The organism is Noviherbaspirillum phoenicis, assembly GCF_047237965.1.
GTDB lineage: Bacteria > Pseudomonadota > Gammaproteobacteria > Burkholderiales > Burkholderiaceae_D > Noviherbaspirillum_A.
Window position 1 is genome coordinate 3,574,514 of record NZ_JBDFLX010000001.1, and the last position, 18,543, is coordinate 3,593,056.

Below are 18,543 nucleotides of genomic sequence, written 5' to 3' on the forward strand. Positions count from 1 at the left end.
ATCAATTTAGGAGTTTCAAATGGCAATTAGCAAAGAAGACATCCTCGAAGCCGTAGGTCAGATGTCCGTGATGGACCTGAATGACCTGGTGAAGGCATTCGAAGAGAAGTTTGGCGTTTCCGCAGCAGCAATGGCCGTCGCTGGCCCGGCAGCTGGTGCAGGCGCTGGTGCAGCCGCTGCTGAAGAGCAGACCGAGTTCACCGTGATCCTGGCCGACTTCGGCGCAAACAAGGTTGGCGTCATTAAGGCAGTCCGCGAAATCACCGGTCTGGGCCTGAAAGAAGCCAAGGACCTGGTTGACGGTGCACCGAAGCCTCTGAAGGAAGGTGTATCGAAGGCTGACGCTGAAGCAGCGAAGAAGAAGCTGGAAGAAGCTGGCGCAAAAGCAGAAATCAAGTAATTGCGGCCTGCTAGCGCGACATACAGCGCATGAGTCAAAGCGCAGAGCCCTTTCCAAAAAGGAAGGGCTCGGCTTTGGCTCCTTTGTCGTTTTCGGACTTTGAAGACGATCGTACTGGAACCATGCAACACCCGCCCACAAAGGCGGTCTATTAAATCACAGATTTGAAGGGCCGAGACTTGAGGTTTCGCAGATCCCGGGAAACGCAGCCATATCGCGCCATCCGTGTCGAATCCTGAATTCTCTATCCTTCCTGTCACTCACGGAGTGTTCATGCACTACTCATTTACTGAGAAGAAACGCATTCGCAAATCATTTGCGAAGCGCGCCAACGTTCACCACGTACCATTCCTGCTTGCAACCCAGCTCGAATCCTATACCGGCTTTCTGCAGGCGGACAAGGCCCCGTCGCTGCGCAAGAACGAAGGCCTGCAGTCTGCCTTTTCATCGATTTTCCCCATCGTTTCGCACAATGGCTTTGCGCGTCTCGAGTTTCTTTCCTATGTGCTGGGCGATCCGCCGTTTGACGTCAAGGAATGTCAGCAGCGCGGCCTGACCTTTGCGTCGCCGCTGCGCGCCAAGGTGCGCCTGGTGATTCTGGACAAGGAATCGCCGACCAAGCCTGTCGTCAAGGAAATGAAGGAGCAAGAAGTCTACATGGGCGAACTGCCCCTCATGACCACCACCGGCTCCTTCGTGATCAACGGCACCGAGCGCGTGATCGTGTCCCAGCTGCACCGTTCCCCGGGCGTGTTCTTCGAGCATGACCGCGGCAAGACCCACTCATCGGGCAAGCTGCTGTTCTCGGCACGGATCATTCCCTACCGCGGCTCCTGGCTGGACTTCGAATTCGATCCGAAGGACATCCTGTTCTTCCGCGTCGACCGTCGCCGCAAGATGCCGGTCACGATCCTGCTGAAAGCCATCGGCATGACGGTCGAGCAGATCCTGGCCAACTTCTTCGTCTTCGACAACTTCACCCTGCGTTCCGATGGCGCCGAACTCGAGTTCGTGTCCGAGCGGCTGCGCGGCGAAGTCGCGCGCTTCGACATCACCGACCGTGAAGGCAAGGTCATCGTCGCCAAGGACAAGCGCATCAACGCACGTCACGTGCGCGAGATCGAATCGTCGGGCATCAAGCACATTTCCGTGCCGGAAGACTATCTCCTGGGCCGCGTGCTGGCGACCAACATCGTCGACGCCGACACCGGCGAAGTCGTGGCCAACGCCAATGACGAGTTGACCGAGGAACTGCTGGGCCGCCTGCGCGACGCCAACGTTGCCAACATCCAGACGCTGTACACCAACGATCTGGACCAGGGCGCCTATATCTCGCAGACCCTGCGCACCGACGACACCGCCGACCAGACTGCCGCCCGCATCGCGATCTACCGCATGATGCGCCCCGGCGAGCCGCCGACCGAAGATTCGGTCGAGGCGCTGTTCAACGGCCTGTTCTACAACGAAGACCGCTACGACCTGTCGGCCGTGGGCCGCATGAAGTTCAACCGCCGCATCGGCCGCGATGAACTTACCGGCGCCATGACGCTGTCTAACGAAGACGTGCTGGCCGTGATCAAGATCTTAGTCGAGCTGCGCAATGGCCGCGGCGAAGTCGACGATATCGATCACCTGGGCAACCGTCGCGTGCGTTGCGTCGGCGAACTGGCGGAAAACCAGTTCCGTGCCGGCCTGGTGCGCGTCGAGCGCGCCGTCAAGGAACGCCTCGGCCAGGCCGAAGCGGATAACCTGATGCCGCACGACCTGATCAATTCCAAGCCGATCTCGGCAGCCATCCGCGAGTTCTTCGGTTCGTCGCAGCTGTCGCAGTTCATGGACCAGACCAATCCGCTGTCGGAAATTACGCACAAGCGCCGCGTTTCCGCCCTCGGACCGGGCGGTCTGACCCGCGAGCGCGCCGGCTTCGAGGTGCGCGACGTGCATCCGACCCACTACGGCCGCGTCTGCCCGATCGAAACGCCTGAAGGCCCGAACATCGGCCTGATCAACTCGCTGGCGCTGTATGCCCGCCTGAATGAATACGGCTTCCTGGAAACCCCGTACCGCAAGGTCGAGGGCAGCAAGATCACCAACCAGATCGACTACCTGTCCGCGATCGAGGAAGGCCGCTACATCATCGCCCAGGCGAACGCGACCATCAACGAAGAAGGCACGCTGTCGGACGAGCTGGTGTCGGCCCGTGAAGCTGGCGAGACCATCCTGGTGTCGCCGGAGCGCGTGCAGTACATGGACGTGGCGCCTGGCCAGATCGTGTCGGTCGCGGCATCGCTGATCCCGTTCCTCGAGCACGATGACGCGAACCGCGCGCTGATGGGCGCCAACATGCAACGTCAGGCGGTGCCCTGCCTGCGTCCTGAAAAGGCGCTGGTCGGCACCGGCATCGAGCGCACGGTGGCGGTCGACTCCGGCACCACGGTGCAGGCGCTGCGTGGCGGCGTGGTCGATTACATCGACGCCGGCCGTGTGGTGATCCGGGTCAACGACGATGAAGCGCAGGCTGGCGAAGTCGGCGTCGACATCTACAACCTGATCAAGTACACCCGTTCCAACCAGAACACCAACATCAACCAGCGTCCGATCGTGCAGGTGGGCGACCGGGTTGCCCGCGGCGACGTGATCGCCGACGGCGCATCGACCGACCTGGGCGAGCTGGCCCTGGGCCAGAACATGCTGGTGGCCTTCATGCCGTGGAACGGCTACAACTTCGAAGATTCGATCCTGATCTCCGAAAAAGTCGTTGCCGACGACCGCTATACCTCGATCCACATCGAGGAACTGTCGGTGGTGGCGCGTGACACCAAGCTGGGCGCGGAAGAAATCACCCGTGATATCTCCAACCTGGCGGAAAACCAGCTGGCGCGCCTGGACGAGTCGGGCATTGTCTACATCGGCGCCGAAGTCGAGGCGGGCGATACCCTGGTCGGCAAGGTCACCCCGAAGGGCGAGACCCAGCTGACGCCGGAAGAGAAGCTGCTGCGCGCGATCTTCGGCGAGAAGGCATCCGACGTGAAGGACACCTCGCTGCGCGTGCCATCCGGCATGGTCGGCACCGTGATCGACGTGCAGGTCTTTACCCGCGAAGGCATCCAGCGCGACAAGCGCGCCCAGCAGATCATCGACGATGAACTGAAGCGCTATCGCCTGGACCTGAACGACCAGCTGCGCATTGTGGAAGGCGACGCCTTCCAGCGTCTGGAAAAAATGTTGATCGGCAAGGTGGTCAACGGCGGTCCGAAGAAGATCGTCAAGGGCACCGCGATCGACAAGGCCTATCTGGACGATCTGGACAAGTACCACTGGTTCGACATCCGTCCGGCCGACGACGATGCCGCTGCAGCGCTGGAAGCCATCAAGGAATCCATCGCCGAGAAGCGTCACCAGTTCGACCTGGCGTTTGAAGAGAAGCGCAAGAAGCTGACCCAGGGCGACGAACTGCCGCCGGGCGTGCAGAAGATGGTCAAGGTCTACCTGGCAGTGAAGCGCCGCCTGCAGCCTGGCGACAAGATGGCAGGCCGCCACGGTAACAAGGGTGTGGTTTCCCGCATCGTGCCGATCGAGGACATGCCCTATATGGCGGACGGTACCCCGGCCGACATCGTGCTGAACCCGCTGGGCGTGCCGTCGCGGATGAACGTCGGTCAGGTGCTGGAAGTCCACCTGGGCTGGGCCGCCAAGGGCCTGGGCCTGCGCATCGGCGAAATGATGGCCGCGCAAGCCAAGGCAGCCGAGCTGCGCACTTTCCTGACCACGATCTACAACGAATCGGGCAAGCCGGAAGACATCGAGAGCATGTCCGACGTGGAAATCCTGACGCTGGCGGAAAACCTGAAGAAGGGCGTTCCGTTCGCCACGCCGGTGTTCGACGGCGCGCACGAGAAGGAAATCCATCGCATGCTGGATCTGGCCTATCCGGACGACATCGCCGCCAAGCTGGGCATGACGCCGTCGAAGAACCAGGTCACGATGTACGACGGCCGCACCGGTGAAGCCTTCGAGCGCACCGTGACGGTCGGCTACATGCACATGCTCAAGCTGCACCATCTGGTGGACGACAAGATGCATGCCCGTTCCACCGGCCCGTACTCGCTGGTGACCCAGCAGCCGCTGGGCGGCAAGGCGCAGTTCGGCGGCCAGCGTTTCGGCGAGATGGAAGTGTGGGCACTGGAAGCCTACGGCGCGTCCTACGTGCTGCAGGAAATGCTGACGGTGAAGTCGGACGACGTGAACGGCCGGACCAAGGTGTACGAGAACCTGGTCAAGGGCGACCACGTGATCGATGCCGGCATGCCGGAATCCTTCAACGTGCTGGTGAAGGAAATCCGCTCGCTGGGTATCGACATCGACCTGGAGCGCGACTGATCTGCCTGCCCCGGAGCGGCGTCCTGCAAGGGATGCCACTCCGGGGGATAATGGCCGGTTGCCGCTCGGTCTTACAAACAAGTTTTTTCACGCCTACCTGGAGTGATAGATGAAAGCACTGCTCGATCTATTCAAGCAAGTTCAGCAAAATGAACAATTCGACGCGATCAAGATTGGTCTCGCGTCGCCCGACAAAATCCGTTCCTGGTCCTACGGCGAAGTCAAGAAGCCGGAAACCATCAACTACCGTACCTTCAAGCCAGAGCGCGATGGCCTGTTCTGCGCCAAGATCTTTGGCCCGATCAAGGACTACGAGTGCCTGTGCGGCAAGTACAAGCGCCTGAAGCATCGCGGCGTCATCTGCGAAAAATGCGGCGTGGAAGTCACGCTGGCCAAGGTGCGCCGCGAGCGCATGGGCCACATCGAACTGGCTTCGCCGACCGCGCATATCTGGTTCCTGAAGTCGTTGCCGTCGCGTCTGGGCATGGTGCTCGACATGACGCTGCGCGACATCGAGCGCGTGCTGTACTTCGAAGCCTACGTCGTGACCGATCCCGGCATGACCCCGCTGAAAAAGTGCCAGATCATGTCGGAAGACGATTACGCCGCCAAGTACGAAGAGTACGGCGACGACTTCACCGCTTTCATGGGCGCCGAGGGCATCCGTGAACTGCTGCGCTCGATCGATATCGACCGCGACGCCGACACGCTGCGCCAGGAACTGAAGGACTCCAAGTCCGAAGCCAAGATCAAGAAGTACGCCAAGCGCCTGAAAGTGCTGGAAGCGTTCCAGCGTTCCGGCATCAAGCCCGAGTGGATGATCATGGAAGTGCTGCCGGTGCTGCCGCCGGAACTGCGTCCGCTGGTCCCGCTGGACGGCGGCCGCTTCGCGACCTCCGACCTGAACGACCTGTATCGCCGCGTGATCAACCGTAACAACCGCCTGAAGCGGCTGATGGAACTGCGCGCGCCGGAAATCATTACCCGCAATGAAAAGCGGATGCTGCAGGAAGCCGTCGACTCGCTGCTCGACAACGGCCGCCGCGGCAAGGCCATGACCGGCGCCAACAAGCGTCCACTGAAGTCGCTGGCCGAGATGATCAAGGGCAAGGGCGGTCGTTTCCGTCAGAACCTGCTGGGCAAGCGCGTCGACTACTCCGGCCGTTCCGTGATCGTGGTGGGTCCGCAGCTGAAGCTGCACCAGTGCGGCCTGCCGAAGCTGATGGCGCTGGAACTGTTCAAGCCCTTCATCTTCAACAAGCTCGAACTGATGGGCCTGGCAACGACGATCAAGGCTGCGAAGAAGCTGGTGGAAGTGCAGGAGCCGGTGGTCTGGGACATCCTGGAAGACGTGATCCGTGAACATCCGGTGATGCTCAACCGTGCGCCGACGCTGCACCGCCTGGGCATCCAGGCATTCGAGCCGGTGCTGATCGAAGGCAAGGCCATCCAGCTGCATCCGCTGGTCTGCGCCGCCTTCAACGCCGACTTCGACGGCGACCAGATGGCTGTGCACGTGCCGCTGTCGATCGAGGCGCAGATGGAAGCGCGCTCGCTGATGCTGGCGTCGAACAACATCCTGTTCCCGTCCAACGGCGAACCGTCGATCGTGCCGTCCCAGGATATCGTGCTGGGCCTGTACTACGCGACCCGCGAAAAGATCAACGGCAAGAACGAAGGCATGCTGTTCCAGGACGTGTCCGAAGTGATCCGCGCCTATGACAACAAGGAAGTCGAGCTGACCACCCGCGTCACGGTGCGTATCGTCGAGTATCCGCGCAATGCCGAGGGCAATGGTTTCGACCGCACCGTGACTCGCTACGAGACCACGGTCGGCCGCGCCATCCTGTCCGAGATCCTGCCGAAGGGTCTGCCGTTCTCGGTGCTGAACCGCGCGCTGAAGAAGAAGGAAATCTCGCGCCTGATCAACATCTCGTTCCGCAAGTGCGGCCTGCGCGCCACCGTGGTGTTTGCCGACCAGCTGATGCAGTCGGGCTTCCGCCTCGCGACCCGCGCCGGCATCTCGATCTGCGTCGACGACATGCTGGTGCCGCCGCAGAAGGTCACCCTGATCGCAACCGCCGAGCAGGAAGTCAAGCAGATCGAGCAGCAGTATGCTTCCGGTCTGGTGACGGCCGGCGAGCGCTACAACAAGGTGGTGGACATCTGGGGCAAGGCCGGCGACGAAGTCGGCAAGGCCATGATGGAACAGCTGAAGGTGGAAGACGTCGTCAAGCGCGACGGCACCCAGGGCGTCCAGGAATCGTTCAACGCGATTTACATGATGGCCGACTCCGGCGCCCGTGGTTCGGCCGCCCAGATCCGCCAGCTGGCCGGCATGCGCGGCCTGATGGCCAAGCCTGACGGCTCGATCATCGAGACGCCGATTACCGCGAACTTCCGCGAAGGCCTGAACGTTCTGCAGTACTTCATCTCGACCCACGGCGCCCGTAAGGGTCTGGCCGATACCGCGTTGAAGACCGCGAACTCCGGTTACCTGACCCGTCGTCTGGTCGACGTGACCCAGGACCTGGTGGTGATCGAGGACGATTGCGGCACCTCCAACGGCGCGTCGATGAAGGCGCTGGTCGAGGGCGGTGAAGTGATCGAAGCGCTGCGCGACCGTATCCTGGGCCGCGTTGCCGCGACCGACGTCGTCAATCCGGAAAGCCAGGCTACGCTGTATCACGCCGGCACCCTGCTGGACGAAGACATGGTCGAAGAGATCGAGCGTCTGGGCATCGACGAAGTCAAGGTCCGCACGCCGCTGACCTGCGACACCCGTTACGGCCTGTGCGCGAATTGCTATGGCCGCGATCTGGGCCGCGGCGTGCTGGTCAATTCCGGCGAAGCCGTCGGCGTGGTGGCTGCGCAGTCGATCGGCGAGCCGGGCACCCAGCTGACCATGCGTACCTTCCACATCGGTGGCGCGGCGTCGCGTGCGGCGGTGGCTTCCTCGGTGGAAGCCAAGTCCAACGGCACGGTGCGGTTCACGGCGACCATGCGCTACGTCACCAACGGCAAGGGCGAGCAGATCGTCATTTCCCGTTCCGGCGAAGTGCTGATCACCGACGACATTGGCCGCGAGCGCGAGCGTCACAAGGTGCCTTACGGCGCCACCCTGATCGTCAAGGATGGCATGACGATCAAGGCCGGCACCGCGCTGGCAAACTGGGACCCGCTGACCCGCCCGATCATTACCGAATACACCGGTACGGTGAAGTTCGAGAACGTCGAAGAGGGCGTGACGGTGGCACGCCAGATCGACGAGGTCACCGGCCTGTCGACCCTGGTGGTCATCGATGCGAAGCGTCGCGGTTCGGCGACCAAGTCGCTGCGTCCGCAGGTCAAGCTGCTCAACGAGCAGGGCCAGGAAGTGAAGATCGCCGGCACCGAACACGCCGTGACGATTGGCTTCCAGGTTGGCGCGCTGATCACCGTGAAGGACGGTCAGCAGGTGTCGGTGGGTGAAGTGCTGGCCCGTATCCCGACCGAGTCGCAGAAGACCCGTGACATCACCGGCGGTCTGCCGCGCGTTGCCGAGCTGTTCGAAGCACGTTCGCCGAAGGACGCCGGCATGCTGGCGGAAGTCACCGGTACCGTGGCATTCGGCAAGGAGACCAAGGGCAAGCAGCGTCTCGAGATTACCGACATGGACGGTAACAAGCATGAGTTCCTGATCACCAAGGACAAGCAGGTGCTGGTGCATGACGGCCAGGTGGTGAACAAGGGCGAGATGATCGTTGACGGCCCGGCCGATCCGCAGGACATCCTGCGCCTCCTGGGTATCGAAGCGCTGGCCCGCTACATCGTCGACGAAGTGCAGGACGTGTACCGTCTGCAGGGTGTGAAGATCAATGACAAGCACATCGAAGTCATTGTTCGTCAGATGCTGCGCCGCGTGCAGGTGCTGGACGCCGGCGACACCAGCTACATCACGGGCGAGCAGGTCGAGCGCTCCGAGCTGCTGGACGAGAACGACCGCGTGATCGCAGAGAACAAGATCCCTGCGACTTACGAGAACGTGCTGCTGGGTATTACCAAGGCATCGCTGTCGACCGACTCCTTCATCTCGGCCGCATCGTTCCAGGAAACCACCCGCGTGCTGACGGAAGCCGCGATCATGGGCAAGCGCGACGGTCTGCGCGGCCTGAAGGAAAACGTGATCGTCGGCCGTCTGATCCCGGCTGGTACCGGTCTGGCGTTCCACCGCGCCCGCAAGGAGAAGGAGTCGTGGGAAGCGGAAGAGCGCACCGCGCTGCTGCAGTCCGAGAAAGCGGCCCGCATCGCCGAGGCGGAAGCCGAAATGGCGGCTGCCGGCAACAACATCGGCAACACGGACGAGCAGGGCTGATCAGGCTTTTCGCTCAAAACAAAACCCCGCAGAAATGCGGGGTTTTTTTATGCCTGTGAGGGCAGCATGAATGTCATCGATTCCAGAGGTATTGAGGTTAGTCCGACGCCAGGCACGTTGCTAACCACTTGCAGCCTGTATCGCTTGCCGTATCGTTGAGCAGGAACGGGATGCCCAGCAAACCCATGTGGGCATACCTGTTGCGGCAATCCGCACGTGCAGAACGAGACATGGCCCGTTCCACCTTGTCCTCGTTGGCTCGGCCCTCAAGATTGGACCTGGCGACGCCGGACGGCACTGAGTCCGCATGTCGCGGCAGCCAGCGCTGGTCCAATGCGCCGGCATTCGATGTCGAGCTTGGCGGCTGCACGCTCAAGTCCGCATTGTTGCAGGAAGCGGCGCGTTCGCCGGTGCCTGCAGTGTTCGCCGCATTGGTTTCCGGCGCCTCGCTGACAGCTTCTTCCATATCAATTCAACGGTGCACCGTTTCATCTGTAGGCCTGATGCGCCGATGCGCGGCAGGCAATCTGCTCGACGGCTGGGAAAGATGCTGTGCATGCTGCGACCCCCTTGGCGAAATCGGAGGTAATGAATCCGGGTTTTTGGCAGGTGCCAGAGTGACCGTCAACAGTTGCTCCGGAGCAGGCGGCTGAACACGGTCAGTTGACTGCAGGCCATGCAGGTAGGCGAGCAGCAGAATATGTAATGTTATAACTGCAAGAACGACAACGCATCTCGTGCGAGTCGCTGCATGGCCATAAGGCATGTTGGAAGCAAGGGGCCGGAAAAGGGAAGCAAGGGAAACAAAGGTCTGCTCTGCCACAGACCTCAACGAGGTGAAATGCTCTTCCAGCCACTGCGGAGATACGGTTTGCGCGGCGCCAGAATCAAAATTCAAGTCGCAGCTTGGCAATTTCTTCCAAAGGCAGCAGGGCCTCCGCCAGCTTGTCTGCGGTGAGTTCTACCGTGCTGATACTGAAGCAGGCCAGCAGCCGGTTCTCGTCCATATCCATGCCCAGCCAGACCGGCAAGCCAAAAGACTCTGACAATGTGGCGTTCATATACATGGCATAAAGCAGCTGGGTGCCTGACTCCTCGACGACCAAGGGTGCCAACTGCATCCTGCCAGCGACATAGGAACCGGCAGGGCTGTTCAATACGCCCAGAAAGAGAGGCGCTCCATAAACCTCGCACTGGCATCCCTCAAGCGAAGAATCAATCACCTTGCCACGCATTAGGCTAACTGCTTCCAGCATCATCGCGCTGTAGTCTTGTGGTGCCATACCGTTCTCCGCTTGATGGCGATGCTTCAGAATGCTTACTTATTTGTTCGCCTTGTTTGCCTGATCCGTGATTTGTGCATAGGCTTTATTGATCTCCTGCATTTTTTCGGCTGAGCCACCTCTATCCGGTTGGTTTTCCCTTGCGGCCTTGAAATAAGCCTTCTTGATCTCGGCCGGGCTCGCGTCTGCTTTCACTCCCAGTACCTTGAACGGGTCGGCAATGGGGTTGGAATCGGGTTGTGCCGGCCCTGCCTCGTCGGAACCGGCAGGCTTGGACTGGCTATAACGCGGCGCGTCGCTTGGGCGCTGCTGCGGTTTCTGCGTATGCTGCCGTTGGGTGTGGGCGTAAGAGCCCGAGGAGGACGAGGCCTTCGATCGGCTTTGCTCGTTGGATGCAGAACGTGTACTCGATCGACTTGAACTGCCTGATGCATAGGCTGATGCCTTCGGACTGTGCTCACTCCTTCTCTGGCTGGCAGAGGGTGACGGCCGCTGCAAGCCTTGCATTGTTTTCAAAACTTGCAACAGGATCAGCAGGCTCTTGGCCTGCCGTACAAGCAGGGCACGCTGCGCCGGCGTCCCGCGCAGCATTGCCAATGCTGCCGTACGGGCCTGGCCTGCATTGTGGCTGGACAGATGGATGTAGGGAGCACTCGCGTGACCCATCCGGGTCTTGGCGAAGTGCAGGCTTGCCACATAGGCGGCGGCCGGATTCTTTAGAGCCTGTGCAATGAAATGTGACTGCAGGCCCCTGTGCGCTGCATTGAATGCTGCAAATGACATGGATTTATCCCTTTCGAAGGTGAGCGACGATGATCAAACTGCCTCATCGCTTTCCAACTTGGTAAGGGAAACGGTAAGCAGGGTTCCTTGGCAGCTCGCCTTTGTCTGTGATATGGGGATCAACAGCTGGTAGTGATGTCCCGCTCCGCGCACTCTCGCCGCCGCCAGACTAGTCCCGCCGTTTCGTTCGTTTCAGGTCATCGACTTCTGTCGCGCAGACGCTTAACGGTCCCGAGGTAACGGCGTCTTCCGGCCAATGACTTCCCTGCAGTCACCCCTGAAGTCGGCGTCGTCGTAGTTGGTCCAGCCGTAGCTGTCAACGTAGCGCACATGACGTTCCAGTCGCCCGCTGAAGACGCTCATGCCCGGCTTCTCATCCGCATAGTGAATGTCGGCCATATCCAGCAGCGAATGAAACACGTTCTCGGTCGACAGCGGCATGGCCTTGTGGCGACGCAGCTGCGTCACCTTGTCCGGATAGGCCGCGCCATACAGGTCCGAATACCAGACCAGCCCCGGCACATGAAACTCGAACTGGGTGTTGTGGCCATGGAAAGCCAGCTTGCAGCTGCCGTCATACAGCGTTTGTCCGTGGTCGGCGACATACATCATTGCCGTTGCGGCTGGCATAGCTTTCAACTGCGCGATGACCTGCGCAAGCAGCCAGTCGGTATAGAGAATCGCATTGTCATAGCTGTTATTGATTTCAGCCTTGAGTTTCAAATCGGTATAGGCCGGCTTGTCCACGCCAAACAGCGAGGGCCGGAAGCGATCGAACTGGCGCGGATAGCGCTGGCTGTAATTCCAGTGGCTGCCCAGCGTATGCAGCACGATCAGTTTTTTCCCGGCGGGATCCCGCATCGCCTGCGCCAACGGCGCAAGCAGCACCTCGTCATGGCTGGAGTCGTTCCTGAATCCGCCCAGGTTGAAGAAGCGGGTGACGTCCGCTTCCTTGGCAAACACCGATACCGGCGTATCGAATTCGCCGAACGACATCTGGTTGGAAAGCCAGAATGTCTTGTAGCCCGCTTCCTTGTAAGCCGACAGGAAGGATTTCTCGGAAAACCCGGCGCGCAGGCTCTGCATTGCCGGCTTGCGCGACAGGATGACCGGCACCGACAGGCGCGTCGCCGAAACGGGTGTGATCAGGTCGCTGAAGCTCACCAGATTGCGCTCCAGTTCAAGCAGGGGGTTGGTGTGGCGGGAATAACCGTTCAGGCTCCACCGGTCCGCGCGGGAGGACTCGCCGAGCACCATGACTACTACCTCCGGCGACCTGGCGCCCGTGTCCTGACGGGCATGAAACCGGAATGCGTCGCTGCGCCCGGCCAGCTGGCTCAGGTAGCGCCGTTCCCGCCAGAATGCATAGGCCTGAAATCCCAGCCCGTAAGGCCAGCTGCTCGCCAGGAGCGGAACGTTCACCGATATCCGCGCCCATGCGGGCAGTTGATGGTGTTCGGGCGTCGATGCCTGGCGCAGCGCCGGGCTTGAGCCCGAAACTGCCGCTCCGCCGTAAAGCCAGACGGCCGCGCCGACGCAAAATGCAGCCAGCACGATCCGCCGCGAGGCGCCGCGCCAGTCAAGCTCATGGTTACGCAGGGCTGCGCGCCAGACCAGCATGAACCAGCCGCACACCAGCAACAGCAGCGCAACCAGCAGCCACAGGCCGCCGCCTACAAATTCCAGCGCTTCCATTGGCCCCGTTTCCGCGATTACGCCAAGGTGGTGACTCGAGATGCCCTGCCCAAAGTACAGTTGCAGATAGACTTCCACCGGCAGCGCCAGAAAGGCAGGGAACAGTAGCAGATGAAAAAGCGCAGGGCGGCCGAACAGGGCCCAGACCGCCAGCCACGCCAGTAATGTTCCTCCCAGCACCGGCGCGGGGGCGGCCGGTGGCCTGCCAAGCAGCGCCGGCAGCAATGGCAATGCCGACAGCAACACGTAGCTGGACAGAATGAGACGCGAGGAAGGGTTGAAGGGGATGCGCATGCCGCGAAGCGAAAACGAGGTCCGCCATTATCCCGTAAAGCAACCCCATTTCCTGTGCGCCGGCGTGGGATTCCCGCACAAGGCCGTTCAAAGAACAGTTGACCCATGCTCTTGACAAGCATATACTCGCGAGTTCTCGAATTTAAGCTTTCCCGGCTTAAGCGCTCTTTGGTCCGCAACATCCCGCCCACGGCACGCTTTACGCCCTGCAGCTGAATCGAAAGCGTCATGAACGTCCTGTCCATGCGCAAGTTTCCCAAGTTTTCGTCCCCGAACCCGTCAGGTATTCGGGTTTGTGTCTTTAATGCAGTAATTTTGTTGGATTTGAAACGATGCCAACCATCAATCAACTGATTCGCCACCCGCGCGTTTCCGCCGCGGTGAAGAGCAAATCGCCGGCGCTGGAAAACAGCCCGCAAAAGCGCGGCGTCTGCACCCGCGTATACACCACGACCCCGAAGAAGCCGAACTCGGCGCTGCGTAAGGTCGCCAAGGTGCGTCTGACCAACGGTTTCGAAGTCATTTCGTATATCGGCGGTGAAGGCCACAACCTCCAGGAACACAGCGTCGTGCTGCTGCGCGGCGGCCGTGTGAAGGACTTGCCGGGTGTGCGTTACCACATGGTGCGCGGTGCACTGGATACCCAGGGCGTCAAGGACCGTAAGCAGGCCCGCTCGAAGTACGGCGCCAAGCGCGCCAAGGCTGGCAAGAAGTAATCGAATTTCCGCCGCAAGCCGGTGGAACAGGTATCGGCCCCCAATGGGTCGAGTAAGTGGTCAGTCTGCATGGCTGGCCGCGGGCGGGCAGCAAAGATCGCGCTGCAGCTCAACTGAAGATCGAAAGGAATTGAAATGCCACGTCGTCGTGAAGTACCCAAACGGGAAATCCTGCCGGATCCGAAATTCGGCAATGTTGATGTCGCCAAGTTCGTCAACACCCTGATGCTGTCGGGCAAGAAGTCGGTTGCCGAAAACATCATCTATGGCGCCTTCGAATACATCCAGAGCAAGTCGGGCAAGGACCCGCTGGAAGTGTTCTCCGCCGCGCTGTCCAACTGCAAGCCGATGGTCGAAGTCAAGTCCCGTCGCGTTGGCGGCGCCAACTACCAGGTGCCGGTTGAAGTGCGTCCGGTCCGTCGCGCCGCGCTGTCCATGCGCTGGCTGCGCGAAGCTGCCAAGAAGCGCAGCGAAAAATCGATGCCGCAGCGTCTGGGTGGCGAACTGATGGAAGCCGCCGAAGGCCGTGGCGGTGCGATGAAGAAGCGCGATGAAGTCCATCGCATGGCTGAAGCGAACAAGGCGTTCTCGCACTTCCGCTTCTAAGAATAGAGAGAGCCCGCAGCCGCGCTGCGCGCAGCGGGTTTCCATCTCTGCAATCTGTACGAAGCCGGGCACATTTTTCAATGAGTTTTCACTGAATTAATGGCGCCCGGTTTTGTTCATTAAACGATTTAGGATCAATCATGGCTCGCAAGACCCCCATTGAGCGTTACCGCAACATCGGCATTTCCGCTCACATCGACGCAGGCAAGACGACCACCACCGAACGCGTGCTGTACTACACCGGCGTCAATCACAAGATTGGCGAAGTGCATGACGGCGCAGCGACCATGGACTGGATGGAGCAGGAGCAGGAACGCGGCATCACCATTACTTCCGCAGCAACGACCTGCTTCTGGAAGGGCATGGGCAACAACTTCCCAGAGCACCACATCAACATCATCGACACCCCGGGCCACGTCGACTTCACCATTGAAGTTGAGCGCTCGATGCGCGTGCTCGACGGCGCGTGCATGGTTTACTGCGCAGTCGGCGGCGTGCAGCCGCAGTCGGAAACCGTATGGCGCCAGGCCAACAAGTACAAGGTGCCCCGTCTGGCGTTCGTCAACAAGATGGACCGTACCGGCGCGAACTTCTTCAAGGTCTATGACCAGATGCGCGCTCGCCTGAAGGCAAACCCGATCCCGCTGCAGATCCCCATCGGCGCGGAAGAGAACTTCCAGGGCGTGGTCGACCTCGTCAAGATGAAGGCCATCTACTGGGACGACGCTTCGCAGGGCATGAAATTCGAATACCGCGACATCCCGACCGATCTGGTTGACCAGGCCAACGAGTGGCGCGAAAAGATGGTCGAAGCCGCTGCCGAAGCGACCGAAGAGCTGATGAACAAGTATCTCGAGGAAGGCGAACTGACCGAAGCCGAGATCAAGAGCGCGCTGCGCCAGCGCACCATCGCCGGTGAAATCGTGCCGATGATGTGCGGCACCGCGTTCAAGAACAAGGGCGTGCAGGCCATGCTGGACGGCGTGATCGAATACCTGCCGTCGCCAGTGGACATCCCGCCGGTTTCCGGCCTGGACGAAAACGACGAGCCGGTCACCCGCAAGGCGGAAGACGACGAGAAGTTCTCGGCGCTGGCATTCAAGATCATGACCGACCCGTTCGTCGGCCAGCTGATCTTCTTCCGCGTCTACTCGGGCACCATCAAGTCGGGCGACACCGTGTTCAACCCGGTGAAGAACAAGAAAGAGCGTCTCGGTCGTATCCTGCAGATGCACGCCAACCAGCGTGAAGAAATCAAGGAAGTCCGCGCCGGCGACATCGCCGCTGCAGTCGGCCTGAAGGATGCAACCACCGGCGAAACCCTGTGCGATCCGGCATCCGTGATCACCCTGGAGCGCATGGTGTTCCCGGAGCCGGTGATTTCGCAGGCCGTCGAGCCGAAGACCAAGGCCGACCAGGAAAAAATGGGCCTGGCGCTGAACCGCCTGGCACAGGAAGATCCGTCGTTCCGCGTGCGTACCGACGAAGAGTCGGGCCAGACCATCATCGGTGGTATGGGCGAGCTGCACCTGGAGATCATCGTCGACCGTATGCGTCGTGAGTTCAACGTCGAGGCAACCGTCGGCAAGCCGCAGGTTGCGTACCGCGAAACCATCCGCAAGTCGGTTTCCGACGTGGAAGGCAAGTTCGTCAAGCAGTCCGGTGGTCGCGGTCAGTACGGCCACGCGGTTGTGACGGTCGAGCCGCAGGAGCAGGGCAAGGGCTTCGAGTTCATCGACGCCATCAAGGGCGGCGTGATTCCTCGCGAATTCATCCCCGCAGTTGAAAAGGGTGTCCGCGAATCGCTGAACAACGGCGTGATGGCCGGCTACCCGGTGGTTGACGTGAAAGTCACGCTGACCTTCGGTTCCTACCATGACGTTGACTCGAACGAAAATGCATTCCGCATGGCCGGTTCGATGGCATTCAAGGAAGCTTGCCGCAAGGCCAGCCCGGTCATCCTCGAGCCGATGATGGCCGTGGAAGTGGAAACGCCGGAAGACTACGCCGGTACCGTGATGGGCGACCTGTCGTCCCGCCGCGGCATGGTGCAGGGCATGGATGAGATCGCCGGCGGTGGCGGCAAGATCATCAAGGCTGAAGTGCCTCTGTCGGAAATGTTTGGCTACTCGACCACGCTGCGTTCCGCAACCCAGGGTCGTGCAACCTACACGATGGAATTCAAGCACTACGCCGAAGCGCCGAAGAATGTCACCGAGGCAATCATCAGCGCCAAGAGCAAGTAATACACGCTTTCCGGCCCCGATAGAACGGGGCCGGACTTTTGCAGTCACAGACATCGTTCTTTTTGAAGGAAGAATCAAATGGCAAAGAGTAAATTCGAGCGGACCAAACCGCACGTGAACGTTGGCACCATCGGCCACGTCGACCATGGCAAGACCACGCTGACCGCGGCAATCGCAACGGTTCTGTCGGCCAAGTTCGGCGGCGAAGCAAAGAAATACGACGAGATCGACGCAGCGCCGGAAGAGAAGGCACGCGGCATCACTATCAACACCGCTCACGTCGAATACGAAACCCAGAACCGCCACTACGCGCACGTTGACTGCCCGGGCCACGCCGACTATGTGAAGAACATGATCACCGGCGCCGCCCAGATGGACGGCGCGATCCTGGTGTGTTCCGCAGCCGACGGCCCGATGCCGCAGACCCGCGAGCACATCCTGCTGGCGCGTCAGGTTGGCGTTCCGTACATCATCGTCTACCTGAACAAGTGCGACATGGTCGACGACGAAGAGCTGCTGGAACTGGTGGAAATGGAAGTGCGCGAGCTGCTGTCGAAGTACGAGTTCCCTGGCGACGACCTGCCCATCATCAAGGGTTCGGCCAAGCTGGCGCTGGAAGGCGACAAGGGCCCGCTGGGCGAGCAGTCGATCATGGCGCTGGCCGATGCGCTGGACAGCTACATCCCGACGCCTGACCGTGCCGTTGACGGCGCGTTCCTGCTGCCGGTGGAAGACGTGTTCTCGATCTCTGGCCGCGGCACGGTTGTGACCGGTCGCGTCGAGCGCGGCATCGTCAAGGTTGGCGAAGAGATCGAAATCGTTGGTATCCGCGACACCCAGAAGACCACCTGCACGGGCGTGGAAATGTTCCGCAAGCTGCTGGACCAGGGTCAGGCTGGCGACAACGTTGGCGTTCTGCTGCGCGGCACCAAGCGTGAAGACGTCGAGCGCGGCCAGGTTCTGGCCAAGCCGGGTTCGATCAAGCCGCACAAGCACTTCACCGGCGAGATCTATGTTCTGTCGAAAGACGAGGGCGGCCGTCACACCCCGTTCTTCAACAACTATCGCCCGCAGTTCTACTTCCGTACCACGGACGTGACCGGTTCGATCGAGCTGCCGAAGGATAAGGAAATGGTCATGCCTGGCGACAACGTGTCGATCACCGTGATGCTGATCAACCCGATCGCGATGGAAGAAGGTCTGCGTTTTGCAATCCGCGAAGGTGGCCGTACCGTCGGCGCCGGCGTCGTTGCAAAAATCATGGACTAATTGCAGTAAATAAAAGTCATTTGACTAAACATCACCGCGGACGCCAAGCCGTCCGCGGTTCGCTCTTTTAAGGATAATTCCCATGTCGACCCCAGTTACCAAGCTGAACCAGAAAATCCGCATCCGCCTGAAGGCATTCGACTATCGCCTGATCGACCAGTCCGCACTGGAAATCGTTGACACCGCCAAGCGTACCGGCGCCGTCGTCAAGGGTCCGGTTCCCCTGCCGACCCGCATCCAGCGCTACGACATCCTGCGTTCCCCGCACGTCAACAAGACTTCGCGCGACCAGTTCGAAATCCGTACCCACGTTCGTCTGATGGACATCGTCGATCCGACCGACAAAACCGTTGACGCTCTGATGAAACTCGACCTGCCGGCTGGCGTCGACGTCGAAATCAAGCTGCAATAAGTCGTTTTTTCGTCGCGCAGGGCTTTGACTTCATCAACTTTCTGTTGTATGGAGCAAAGTCCCGCGTTATAATTGCCGGCTTAGTTTAAGGCCGGCGTCGTTATT

At 60.5% G+C, this 18,543-nt stretch carries 12 protein-coding genes; 8 read left to right on the forward strand and 4 right to left on the reverse strand.

From position 1 onward, the window contains the following. Window positions 1-19 precede the first annotated feature (19 nt). The 3 genes from rplL (at window position 20) to rpoC (ending at window position 9,134) form a co-directional block, all read left to right on the forward strand. Window positions 20-400, forward strand: coding sequence for a 50S ribosomal protein L7/L12 (rplL, locus tag ABC383_RS15955; RefSeq protein WP_194713598.1), 381 nt, complete (start codon window positions 20-22; stop codon window positions 398-400). 273 nt (window positions 401-673) lie between these two features. Further along, on the forward strand, window positions 674-4,780 hold the full coding sequence (gene rpoB / locus ABC383_RS15960; protein WP_413015058.1) for a DNA-directed RNA polymerase subunit beta: 4,107 nt from the start codon (window positions 674-676) through the stop codon (window positions 4,778-4,780). Window positions 4,781-4,889: 109 nt separating this feature from the next. Beyond that, a complete protein-coding gene (gene rpoC, locus ABC383_RS15965) occupies window positions 4,890-9,134 on the forward strand; it encodes a DNA-directed RNA polymerase subunit beta' (protein WP_413015059.1) in 4,245 nt (1,414 codons plus the stop codon). Between the two features lie 97 nt (window positions 9,135-9,231). Here rpoC and ABC383_RS15970 read toward each other — a convergent pair whose 3' ends face one another. The 4 genes from ABC383_RS15970 to ABC383_RS15985 form a co-directional block, all read right to left on the reverse strand. Then, window positions 9,232-9,600 (reverse strand): hypothetical protein, encoded by a 369-nt coding sequence (locus tag ABC383_RS15970; protein ID WP_413015060.1) that lies wholly within the window; start codon window positions 9,598-9,600, stop codon window positions 9,232-9,234. Between the two features lie 421 nt (window positions 9,601-10,021). Continuing rightward, a complete protein-coding gene (locus ABC383_RS15975; protein ID WP_413015061.1) occupies window positions 10,022-10,417 on the reverse strand; it encodes a hypothetical protein in 396 nt (131 codons plus the stop codon). Between the two features lie 39 nt (window positions 10,418-10,456). Continuing rightward, on the reverse strand, window positions 10,457-11,200 hold the full coding sequence (locus tag ABC383_RS15980; RefSeq protein WP_413015062.1) for a J domain-containing protein: 744 nt from the start codon (window positions 11,198-11,200) through the stop codon (window positions 10,457-10,459). A gap of 222 nt (window positions 11,201-11,422) precedes the next feature. Continuing rightward, a complete protein-coding gene (locus ABC383_RS15985; protein ID WP_413015063.1) occupies window positions 11,423-13,189 on the reverse strand; it encodes a phosphoethanolamine transferase in 1,767 nt (588 codons plus the stop codon). 332 nt (window positions 13,190-13,521) lie between these two features. On the opposite strand from ABC383_RS15985, the gene rpsL reads away from it, so the two are divergent. The 5 genes from rpsL to rpsJ all read left to right on the forward strand — a co-directional run bounded on the left by rpsL (window position 13,522) and on the right by rpsJ (window position 18,438). Then, on the forward strand, window positions 13,522-13,905 hold the full coding sequence (gene rpsL / locus ABC383_RS15990) for a 30S ribosomal protein S12 (protein ID WP_194713602.1): 384 nt from the start codon (window positions 13,522-13,524) through the stop codon (window positions 13,903-13,905). 135 nt (window positions 13,906-14,040) lie between these two features. Then, window positions 14,041-14,511, forward strand: a complete 471-nt coding sequence (gene rpsG / locus ABC383_RS15995; RefSeq protein ID WP_194713603.1) for a 30S ribosomal protein S7 — start codon at window positions 14,041-14,043, stop codon at window positions 14,509-14,511. Between the two features lie 140 nt (window positions 14,512-14,651). Further along, the gene (gene fusA, locus ABC383_RS16000) at window positions 14,652-16,757 is read left to right on the forward strand and encodes an elongation factor G (protein ID WP_194713604.1); all 2,106 of its coding nucleotides are present in this window, start codon (window positions 14,652-14,654) and stop codon (window positions 16,755-16,757) included. A 78-nt stretch (window positions 16,758-16,835) separates the two neighbouring features. Further along, window positions 16,836-18,026: an elongation factor Tu gene (tuf, locus tag ABC383_RS16005; protein WP_194713605.1), complete on the forward strand. Its 1,191-nt coding sequence runs from the start codon at window positions 16,836-16,838 to the stop codon at window positions 18,024-18,026. 82 nt (window positions 18,027-18,108) lie between these two features. After that, window positions 18,109-18,438, forward strand: a complete 330-nt coding sequence (rpsJ, locus tag ABC383_RS16010) for a 30S ribosomal protein S10 (protein ID WP_217346523.1) — start codon at window positions 18,109-18,111, stop codon at window positions 18,436-18,438. The last annotated feature ends 105 nt before the right edge of the window (window positions 18,439-18,543 follow it).

Coding starts and splice junctions, on each gene's coding strand:
- ABC383_RS15980 (WP_413015062.1), bottom strand. CDS start 11,200: ATGTCATTTGCAGCATTCAATGCAGCGCACAGGGGCCTGCAGTCACAT.
- rpsL (WP_194713602.1), top strand. CDS start 13,522: ATGCCAACCATCAATCAACTGATTCGCCACCCGCGCGTTTCCGCCGCG.
- tuf (WP_194713605.1), top strand. CDS start 16,836: ATGGCAAAGAGTAAATTCGAGCGGACCAAACCGCACGTGAACGTTGGC.
- ABC383_RS15970 (WP_413015060.1), bottom strand. CDS start 9,600: ATGGAAGAAGCTGTCAGCGAGGCGCCGGAAACCAATGCGGCGAACACT.
- rpoC (WP_413015059.1), top strand. CDS start 4,890: ATGAAAGCACTGCTCGATCTATTCAAGCAAGTTCAGCAAAATGAACAA.
- fusA (WP_194713604.1), top strand. CDS start 14,652: ATGGCTCGCAAGACCCCCATTGAGCGTTACCGCAACATCGGCATTTCC.
- ABC383_RS15975 (WP_413015061.1), bottom strand. CDS start 10,417: ATGGCACCACAAGACTACAGCGCGATGATGCTGGAAGCAGTTAGCCTA.
- ABC383_RS15985 (WP_413015063.1), bottom strand. CDS start 13,189: ATGCGCATCCCCTTCAACCCTTCCTCGCGTCTCATTCTGTCCAGCTAC.
- rplL (WP_194713598.1), top strand. CDS start 20: ATGGCAATTAGCAAAGAAGACATCCTCGAAGCCGTAGGTCAGATGTCC.
- rpoB (WP_413015058.1), top strand. CDS start 674: ATGCACTACTCATTTACTGAGAAGAAACGCATTCGCAAATCATTTGCG.
- rpsJ (WP_217346523.1), top strand. CDS start 18,109: ATGTCGACCCCAGTTACCAAGCTGAACCAGAAAATCCGCATCCGCCTG.
- rpsG (WP_194713603.1), top strand. CDS start 14,041: ATGCCACGTCGTCGTGAAGTACCCAAACGGGAAATCCTGCCGGATCCG.